The following is a 9,283-nucleotide window of genomic DNA, read 5'->3' as shown; positions in this document are numbered from 1 at the left end:
CTCGTCGAATCCATCGTAGCTGCTCTTTGACACGATAAGCGATGCCTGTGGCAAATGCTTCGCTCTCAAGCTCCTGCAATGCTTCAGCTTGAGTCTGAGTCTTAGCCGTCTCGCGGCCTTTGAGCACACCCCATCGGGTACCTTTGGGCAAGGCTCGCTCTTTTGATTCAGCCTTACGCACCTCATCCACGGCCGTCGTAAAGAGCTGGACAACATGGAACCAGTCCACGGTCAGATCGGCTTGCGGGAAGTGTTCTTCAACGGCAGCAATAAAGCTGCCGGACATGTCGCTGACAACTTCAAGTACTCGGTTGGGATGGCAGCCCTTGCTGATAATGTGTTCCCGGAACAGCTGAACAGTCTGCTTGCCCTTACCTTCAGTGGCGAAGATCACAGGACGATCTTCACGATCCAGGTCAATAAAGATCGTCACGTAGCGCTGTCCGCGTTTGCAGGCAGTCTCGTCGAGGCCGAATGCCTTAAGTCTGCTGAGGTCAACGCGCTTCATGGCCTCAGCCACATAGTGGTTGATGACTCTCCAGAGACGTTTGTCGGTCGTGCCTACAAAGGATGCGACGGTGGCTACGGGCATCTCTCTGGCCAGGATCATTACAACCTGCTCGAATAGTAAGGTAAAGTTACTGCCAGGCCGTGCCCACGGTACAACAATCCGCCGTGTGCCATGCTTGGGACAAGTTACCCGAGGCACCCTGGCAGTCAGATAGCAGTGATGTTGGAAGAAATTCAGGTGTCGCCAAGTGAACTCCTCGAAGTCATGGGCCTTGCAGTTTCGACCGCAAGTCGGACATGGGTAGGTGGCCCCCCTGTCGGCACCGAGGACCAAGTGGAGTTCATGGGGTGTCTTCTCGGTGTCCAGCCGTTGGCTCAAAACCTGCCAGGGGGGAGTCAGACCCAGTCCCAGGGCGAAGATGTCTTCGGTACGCATTCTGGCCCTCCGAGAGGGTCGCTACCCCTCGCCTGAGGATAAGGTCAATTCCATTTCAAGCGTCGAAGAACCTGCATTTAGGGCCGTTTGTAGGAGAGCTGGAGCGTGAACCAATTCCAAACTGCTATGTTGTTTCAGTTTACTCCGATTAAGGGTAATTCCTTGTCAATTTTAAAGAACACTAAGAATCTCTTAGATTCTTTGAGTTCAAGTTCTTTGGGATGGCAGCGACGACAAAGGTCATGGAGAAGCGCTGTATCTTCTTCCTCGCGAAGCATGGTCAGGGAGAGACGCTTGCCTTTGTATCCAGGGCCGCTCTCCATAAACAAATAATGTGCCTTTCCATTTCCAAGTACATTTTTATGGCTAAGGCGATCATTCATAATAATAGCCAAGGTGCCATCGTCCATTACATGTGGTCGCGAATAAACGGCTGCATTCGCTTCACCAGATGTATTTGATGTAGACAGTACGCCAAATCCTTTTGTTTCTTCAAAGTACACTTTCAAATCCTTGGCATCTGTCATCTTAGACTCCAATCGGTTAATGGTTGGAAATAGCATTTCTTGGGCTATCTCTTGGCATTCAGTTAGTTTACAAAACGGAAAAGTCGAGTTTGTCAGACTGATTCTTTAACTTCAGAAAATTCTAGAAGATTATAGCTTCTAAGATTCAATCAGATTTAGAGCACTCATGATCAACCTTTAAAAATCGTGAACTTTCGAACCCAAGCTCTTCTGCTTTTGCCTTGAATTCTTTGAAGGTATTTTCATCAATAGTCTTCGTGCGTGAAAGAATCCAGAGATAGTTTCTGTCTGGTGTTCCAACTAGGACGTGCTGATAGTCTTCGTCTATTGAAAGGATGTAATATTTCCCCTTGAATGGTGCCCTGAATTGAACATAAAGCTTGTAGTTGTCTCCTTTATTGATGGGCCATGCTATTGCTGTCGCTGTGACAAGATTGCCATCTCGGTAGCATGAATTTTTTACTTCAACTTTTCCGCTATCTGTAAGCAAATATTCTGCTTTAGTGCATTTGCATCCAGCTTGAAACCAAGCGTAGAACTCGTATGCCGAAAACCAAGTGCCCTGGTACCGATTGAGGTCGACGTTTTGAACTGTTTCGAGCGGCAACTCTTTTGCGAATAAGTCTCTTATGATATACTTTATGGGTAGTTTCACAAAAGCGACAGTCAGGATTGCTATGCATAAACAGATTCCTGTCAACACTATAAATTTAAACAACAACAGCTCCTTTCACAGGCCAGAGGCCATGATAATTTGTTCGCTGCGAATATTCTTAAAATTGTTACAATTTTTGAATCGCAATGACTAACAGTTCGGATAGCGATAGAAATTCCACTAGCCATTTTTTATTTGCTCACTCTTTTGCCACAACAGGCAAAGTGAAATAAAATGTTGAACCTTCGCCTTCACTGCTCTCCACCCAGATGCGTCCACGATGGCCAAGGACGATGCGCCGGACGATAGCAAGTCCCAAGCCTGTGCTACGCTCTCCCTCCGTGCCTTGCTTCGAGACCCTGGTGAAAGGTTGGAAGATTAAGTCGATTTTGTCTTTGGGGATTCCAACACCTTGATCACGAACCTCAACTGTTACAAAATCACCGCTCATAAACATATTCACCACGACTGTAGTGTTTCGTAGTGAATATTTCAACGCGTTTGACAATATATTGTTGAGAACTTGCTCGATTTTTATTGAATCAAAATCTAGTTCAGGAATTACTTCGTGCACGTTTAAAATTATTTGGATATGTTTTTTGGCTGCAATAGCTGAATTCAGTTTGACAACCCTCTTGACGAAATTAACGTAATCACAGCGAGATAAATCAAGGCCAAGCTTTCCAGCTTCAATCTTAGAAAAGTCCAACAAATCGTCCAGCAATTTAAGCATGTAATTGCTAGAGTTTTTTATTATGCTTAGAAATTCTTTCTGCTCATCCGTCAAAGACTTAGCTTCATCCATGACAAAATCACTGTATGCAATAATAGCTCCAATAGGGTTTCTCAAGTCGTGCGCAGCCATTCCTAGAAATTGATTCTTAATGTCGTTGAGTTTTTGCAACTCGCTGTTATTTTTTTGAAGTTGCCGTGTCATGTTGCTGAGTTCATTGTTTGTTTCAATTAAAGTCTTCTGCAGAGTGAGTACTTCCGTGCCCGAGGCCTCTCCGTAAACATCCACTCCCTCGGTAACTTTAAAAAAACTGAAAAAAAAAGTCCGAGGAAGGTCAGCACAGGTATTAACAGAGGCCGGCACATGGGTCATTTCATTCTGTGCGGCCTGGAGTGGGTCAATGGTCTGTGTGAAAGCAACAAAAATCTCGCTAAAATTAAGGCCAACCGGATTCGGTTGCAAGGTAGCTTTAGCAAAATTATTTGCTTCTAAAATGCGGCCAGAGTTATCTAGCCGCAAGTAGATCATTTCCGCAAAATCATTAAGGAACCTAGCGTTCACATTGTCAACGGATTTAGGTCGCATAAGCATCGGCCTGTATATATCCTTCGAGTTCTGAAAAGGAACGTATTAAATGAACATGTTCAGTTGGCTTCAGAACTTCGCTAGCAGCGAAGCTAAAGGCTTGTCCCCCGACAATAATTGATAGTTCCGGATGTCGGTCACGGATTTTGCCAATTGCCGTGAGTAGGTTCGGCATATTATCCTGCAAACTTAGAGAAAGGCCGACCATATCTGGTTGATTTGTATCGATGAAGTCCAGAAGGCTCTGGAGTGGAGTATTTGCCCCCAGGAAAATGGTGTCCCAGCCGTTGAGTTCCAGTACATCAGCGACCATTTTCCCGCCGATCTGATGGTATTCGTTCGCGGTGCAGGAGATGACAGCTTTCTTACCGCAGTGGTCCGCCATGAAGATTCTGGGGTAGACCAAGGGGAATAGGCTTTCAGTGATTGCCGTTGCCATGTGCTCCACAGCGACGGTGATTTTGTTGGCAGCCCATAGATCACCAATAGCATACAGCGACTTTTGAAAGTAACTAAGATACAGGGTTTTAATGTCGATGTCGGTTTCCAAAAGACCAAGAATAATTTGCCGGCATGCCCTGCGATCACCGGCAACTAGGCTTTGAAAATAACTATCGTAAAGGTCAGATTCCATGTCGGCTCCATGTGTTTACTGCCGGGACTCAACTCTCTGCGATGGAAGCCACCGCTGCGAGAAAACGCTCCTTATCAACAGGTTTCTGGAACGCCTCGTTAGCACCAAGCCCCTTAGCATACTCAAGAAAGCACCCCCCTGTCATAGTTTTCCCCCCACCTGAAAGGACGATCACTCCCTTAGCGCAATGCGAAGCAACAACATCCATCGACATCTCTAATCCATCTGCCTCTGGCATAAAAACATCAGTAACAACAACATCTGGATGGCTTTTGTGGCATTGCTCAATGCCTATTCTGCCATTGCTGGCCTCTATGACCTCATGCCCCTTGCTGACAAGCCATCGACGCAAAATACATCTATATGTATCGTCATCATCGACAAGAAGAACTACGGCCATGTGATATCCCTCCTGCTGAAGTAGCTACTGAATATTGTCTTTCGGTAAAAATTGGCTTGCAAGTTCCGGAAGAAATTTAAAAAACATAGATTAAATGTCAGAACGGAATTTTGCATCCTAGAGAGCCTATTTTGAATGTCTGTAATTTTTTTGCCACAGTCATAGTGCTGAAAGGGCGAATTTGTGTTGGTTGCTTTATACTTCTCCGCCCAGAAGATTAATTATGATACTTTTTGCAGTATTCTTACGCATATATTTGTTGAATTATTTCGTATAATAACTGCACAACAACGTATGCACGAAACTTGTCACGACTTCTTCGTTGTCACTCTTGCTATCGCATCAATGAGTTCCTGCTTGCTAAACGGCTTGGAAACGTAGTCGTCCATACCTGCTTCTAGGAATGTTTCGCGGTCTCCTAGCATTGCATGAGCAGTCATTGCTATTATTGGGATATTTGACTTTGAAACAAATTCTGGCGCGCTTCTTATTGCTTTGGTCGCAGCGACACCGTCCATGACAGGCATCTGGATATCCATTAAGATTAAATCAAAATCGGATTTGGCAAGTTTCGCCAATGCATTTTTCCCGTCGACAGCCATCGTAGTCTTGCAGCCAAGCTTGTTTAGAGTCTTGCAAGCAACTATTCTGTTTATCTGTTCATCTTCAACGACAAGGATGTTTAATCCTGGAGGTATCCCATTCTCAGTCATTGGCTTCAAGCATTCGTTGACTGTGCTTGTTGTGGTTGCAAACTTAAACTGTAAAACGACATAAAATGTTGTTCCCTTTCCAATCTCACTATCTATGCAAAGACTTCCACCTAATAGGCTGACAAGTCGTTTGACGATAGCCAGCCCCAGCCCAGCTCCTTGCTTGGATCGAACATATGATCCGTCTACTTGTGTAAATGGTTCCAGAATGTCTTTCTGTCTGTCGTCTGGTATCCCTATCCCAGTGTCGGAAACTGAAATAAATATTCGGCACGATTGTTCCACGGGGCACGGCAGGAGTGATATTTCAACGGAAATACTTCCTTCTGGCGTAAACTTGATGGCATTTCCGACGATGTTGAACAGTATCTGTCTCAACCTTGTTTCATCACCAACGAGGCGGCGGGGAATTTTCTTGTCCAGCGCGACGTTCAAAATCAATCCATGCTCTTTGATGGATAGCAAAAAAACGTCACAAATGGACTGAGTCATCTCTTCGATGTCGAATTCAACTTCGTCAATAATGGTTTGCTTGGCTTCTATCTTTGACAAGTCAAGGATGTCAGACAGCAAGCGTGTCAATCTTTTTGACGACTTAATGGCACCCAGTAGATACTCTTTTTGTTCGTCGCTCGGCTCCGTTTTTTCAAGGAGTTGTAACATGCCAAGTATACCATTGAGCGGTGTGCGGATTTCGTGGCTCATGTTCGCAAGAAATTCGCTCTTTGCTTTATTTGACGCCTCCGCTTTGTCTTTGGCAGAGATTAGCTCTTGTTTGACAGCATCAAGTTCTGTCAGGTCGATGTCTAGACAAAATAGCTCTAAGTCGCCATGTCCTGTTGTTTGCATGACGTGGCTTGAATAGACTGGAACTGATGTTCCATCTTTGCGGATAAGGTTGAGCTCCCCCGCCGGGATGGCCTTGCCTTCTTCTGCGTATTGACGAATGGCTTCGATAACATGAGGACGCATATCCGGTGGAATTATTAGGTCTTCAAGGTGGACGCCAATAGATTCATTTTTCTTGTATCCATAAATTTTTTCACTCGCCCTATTCCAGTAGATGACTTTCCTGTCACGGTCATAACCTTGGACAGCCACAGAATCTACGTTGTCAAATAATTTCTTAAAGCGTTCTTCACTTAGCTTGAAGGCTTTCTCAGCCTGCTTTCGATCAGAAATGAATCTGGCTTGTTGAATATTTTGGTACGCCATTGAAGAGAGTTGCATGGTCAGGGTAAAAAGAACTTGAGCAATTTGTCTGAAGCGCTCTGGTGTCATGCTGGGAACTTCACGGAAAGCCTCAACCACTTCGTCTTCGTCGGCCCCGATCCGTTTTGCATAGTCGCGCATCTGTTTTTCGTTTTGGCTTGCGTCGCGCACTTGGCCGATCAGCCAGTTGGCAATGTGTCGTCCGCCTACCGAGATACCCGCCCCTGCGTCCCACAGCCCCCCGCTCATGCACGGCCGAATGGTTGGTCCTGAAACGGATAGCTGTCCAAGCATGGCGTCTGATCGAAAACAATTGGCCTCCCCTTTTTCGGTTTTGCAAATAATATCAATATATAGACGGCAAAAGTTACTCGGATTGGTAATGGGCGTTCCATCAGGTCGGGTAATAATGGAGGCTACACGCGTGGCATTGGCAAATTCATCTTGGAGACGCTGGATATCGGCCAAGTTAAACATGTCCTCAAATTGGATGCCCTCGGTGTCCTCGAGGGGGCGTGTAAGCGCCACCATCCGTCTTTCCAGCGCTTCTTCAGTGCGCTTGCGTTCTGTGGTGTCAACGTAGATACACATTCCACCAATACAATCTTTATTTAGATCGTAAAGTGGGAAAACATTTGCAACAATGTGGAGTTCTGTTCCGTGGTGATCCCTAGTAGGGACTTCGATATCTCTGAATATTTTATTCTCTTGAATGCTTCTGCCTACGACTGTTGGATGGGATGGATCGTTGTAAAAAACTTCGCTTAAACTTTTCCCGTAACATGATTCTACAGGGCCATCAATCTTGAGCATGTCAAGGCAAGCTTGATTAGTTTGAAGGACTCGCTCTTGGGTGTCAACAAGCAGGTACGGCATGGGTAAACAGCTTAAAACAATCTGAAATAATCCCTTGTCGTGTATTGGTGTTTGGGCGAAACTATCGATTTGTGATTCAATCCTCCTGCTTGACTTTTCGGAATCCGACATATCCTTGCCCACCGCCTTGGGTTTTCCACTTTGTATCAATCATAGCAGAGTCAATGGTCTAGCGGAAGGGGCTGGCGTCAGCTTTTTGCTAAGTGATCATGATAACAGCGCCGGTATGCTGGGGGCAGTCCTCTGGCTGCCTTTCGAGAACTGGGAACCTGCACAATGGTGTGTAGGTACGGGGCAATTGTCGGTGAGAAGGTTGTTCGAGCCGGAGGTGATTGACCCCTCGGTGATTGCCGGCGCGAACATTTTATCTGTGCCAGCTGGACTTGGTGTCCAGCTGGCCTCCAAGCCTCCAATGGACAAGACCGCACGCGCCGCTGGAATCAGGAGCCAAGCTCTGTTGACGATGAGTCCAACAGGCCAAGTGCCAGGGACGGGGGGGGAGGATCCACCCGGCGTCACGATGGGGCCACCCGTCGAACACCGCTAGAGTCAACAGAGATCGTAGAAGATCTAACCATATCCAACCGTCGAAAATGGACAAATTATCATCGGCTGCCCAATTTGGGACCAGGTGAGGACTCTTTGGAGGTCCCGTTGGAATCGTAGTGATGGTTATTGAACAAGTGGCAGCGCCACAGCTAATTGGTTCAATTTGTCACGGTAAAGTGGTAAATTCAAAAGTCTTACCCCGGGATTCTGAGCATCGCACCCTAGAAACTTAGCGGCAAGTGGTAAACAGCGGCTTCAGCCACGCGACAGTCGCCATGCCATGCTTCAAAAAATCCGGACATCTATTTCTCCGTATTTCCCGATTTGACCGATTCCAAAGTGGGCCAGGAAAGTTTTTGTCTCGCTTCCTTTCGGCTCTTCGCTTCACATCCTCTACCAATTGAGAATAGCACTATTCGTATTTCCGGGAATGCTTAGGACATGTTGCTCAAAGTATGTTTATGATAATTTTGGGCATGATCTGAAATCAATAAATAGATGTGTCAAATAATACCAATCACAAAAATTTTTCTTATTCAGTAGTGTCGTAAAAGCTAGTAAATATAACTGCGTTTTTTGTGTCATGCTCGTCAGGTTTGTAGTGTAAGTTTGTTTGACGGAAGCAACTGATAAGCAAAGATTTATTGCTTCAGGGTTAAATGACGGTCGGGTTTTGATTTGTTTTTTGATAATTAGCTTGACAAACATAGGTTTGCCTGTTAGGTTGTCCTCAGATTTGAACGAGAAAAGTTCTTTGAAAAGTGACGTTGTTCAAATTGCTGACATTACGATGTCTCCAGGAACCAGCCCCTCGGCAGGCAAGGCGATCGCCTGGCCATTGCGCAGAACGGTGGCTGCCTCGGGGACCATCGCGGCTAGCGCTTCAATGGCTTTACCGGCCCTGTATTCCTGGGTAAAACCAATGATGGCGTTAATGCATACTGCTCCGAAAACCACCACGGCATCTGTTGGCTTGTTGAGCACAACAGCCAGGGCACCGGCAGCGATCAATAGCCAGCCGATGGGAGTGTTCACCTGGTTCCAAAAGATCAGCCATGTGCTGGTAGAACCATCCTTTGTAAGGGTGTTGCTGCCATACTTTCGCAAACGTTTTGCGACATCTTCATTCCTGAGTCCGTTTACAGTTACCTTCAACTCAGCGAGAACGTCTTGACTAGAGATCGAGTGCCAATATATTTTTTTATATACCATGCCAGCTCCCTTAAATGCACACTGAACAGATATCCAATTAATGACTACTGTACCACGTGTCTTACCCTTTGGCAGCGTGACTCACTTAGCGAATATTTGCTAAACTAGGGGCAGTATCATTTCTGTCCGGCTAATTTAGAAGAGATAGCCTGCTAGAATTGTTTGGTTTTAAGCGTTGCCGTCGCGGGTCAATGAGGTCGAGAATTTCACATTGCTGAAACAGATTTCGTTGCACCAGCCG

The 9,283-nt window shown here is 45.9% G+C and carries 8 protein-coding genes; all 8 read right to left on the bottom strand.

Annotation, left to right across the window (positions count from 1 at the left end):
* A partial coding sequence (locus tag GTA51_RS19610; RefSeq protein ID WP_160964142.1) for an ISL3 family transposase occupies positions 1-946 on the bottom strand: 946 nt, incomplete at its 3' end.
* 134 nt (positions 947-1,080) lie between these two features.
* On the bottom strand, positions 1,081-1,473 hold the full coding sequence (locus GTA51_RS19605) for a pyridoxamine 5'-phosphate oxidase family protein (protein ID WP_160964140.1): 393 nt from the start codon (positions 1,471-1,473) through the stop codon (positions 1,081-1,083).
* A 145-nt stretch (positions 1,474-1,618) separates the two neighbouring features.
* A complete protein-coding gene (locus GTA51_RS19600) occupies positions 1,619-2,191 on the bottom strand; it encodes a lipocalin family protein (protein ID WP_160964138.1) in 573 nt (190 codons plus the stop codon).
* A gap of 136 nt (positions 2,192-2,327) precedes the next feature.
* The gene (locus tag GTA51_RS19595; RefSeq protein ID WP_160964136.1) at positions 2,328-3,446 is read right to left on the bottom strand and encodes a sensor histidine kinase; all 1,119 of its coding nucleotides are present in this window, start codon (positions 3,444-3,446) and stop codon (positions 2,328-2,330) included.
* Positions 3,436-4,080 carry a cobalamin B12-binding domain-containing protein gene (locus GTA51_RS19590; RefSeq protein WP_160964134.1) on the bottom strand — a complete coding sequence of 215 codons (645 nt, stop codon included), beginning with the start codon at positions 4,078-4,080 and terminating at the stop codon, positions 3,436-3,438. Before GTA51_RS19590 ends, GTA51_RS19595 begins: the two co-directional genes overlap by 11 nt.
* 28 nt (positions 4,081-4,108) lie before the next feature.
* Positions 4,109-4,480, bottom strand: a complete 372-nt coding sequence (locus GTA51_RS19585; protein WP_043637335.1) for a response regulator — start codon at positions 4,478-4,480, stop codon at positions 4,109-4,111.
* A 308-nt stretch (positions 4,481-4,788) separates the two neighbouring features.
* On the bottom strand, positions 4,789-7,392 hold the full coding sequence (locus GTA51_RS19580) for a PocR ligand-binding domain-containing protein (protein WP_160964132.1): 2,604 nt from the start codon (positions 7,390-7,392) through the stop codon (positions 4,789-4,791).
* Between the two features lie 1,209 nt (positions 7,393-8,601).
* On the bottom strand, positions 8,602-9,042 hold the full coding sequence (locus GTA51_RS19575; RefSeq protein ID WP_160964130.1) for a cation-transporting P-type ATPase: 441 nt from the start codon (positions 9,040-9,042) through the stop codon (positions 8,602-8,604).
* Between the last annotated feature and the right edge of the window lie 241 nt (positions 9,043-9,283).

Source organism: Solidesulfovibrio aerotolerans (assembly GCF_009856865.1).
Lineage (GTDB): Bacteria > Desulfobacterota > Desulfovibrionia > Desulfovibrionales > Desulfovibrionaceae > Solidesulfovibrio > Solidesulfovibrio aerotolerans.
Note: the sequence above shows the minus strand (reverse complement) of the source record. Positions and strands in the feature narration are given on the sequence as shown.

Excerpts from the sequence above, each read along its gene's own strand:
- GTA51_RS19595 (WP_160964136.1), bottom strand. The coding sequence starts at position 3,446 with ATGCGACCTAAATCCGTTGACAATGTGAACGCTAGGTTCCTTAATGAT.
- GTA51_RS19590 (WP_160964134.1), bottom strand. The coding sequence starts at position 4,080 with ATGGAATCTGACCTTTACGATAGTTATTTTCAAAGCCTAGTTGCCGGT.
- GTA51_RS19605 (WP_160964140.1), bottom strand. The coding sequence starts at position 1,473 with ATGACAGATGCCAAGGATTTGAAAGTGTACTTTGAAGAAACAAAAGGA.
- GTA51_RS19575 (WP_160964130.1), bottom strand. The coding sequence starts at position 9,042 with ATGGTATATAAAAAAATATATTGGCACTCGATCTCTAGTCAAGACGTT.
- GTA51_RS19580 (WP_160964132.1), bottom strand. The coding sequence starts at position 7,392 with ATGTCGGATTCCGAAAAGTCAAGCAGGAGGATTGAATCACAAATCGAT.
- GTA51_RS19585 (WP_043637335.1), bottom strand. The coding sequence starts at position 4,480 with ATGGCCGTAGTTCTTCTTGTCGATGATGACGATACATATAGATGTATT.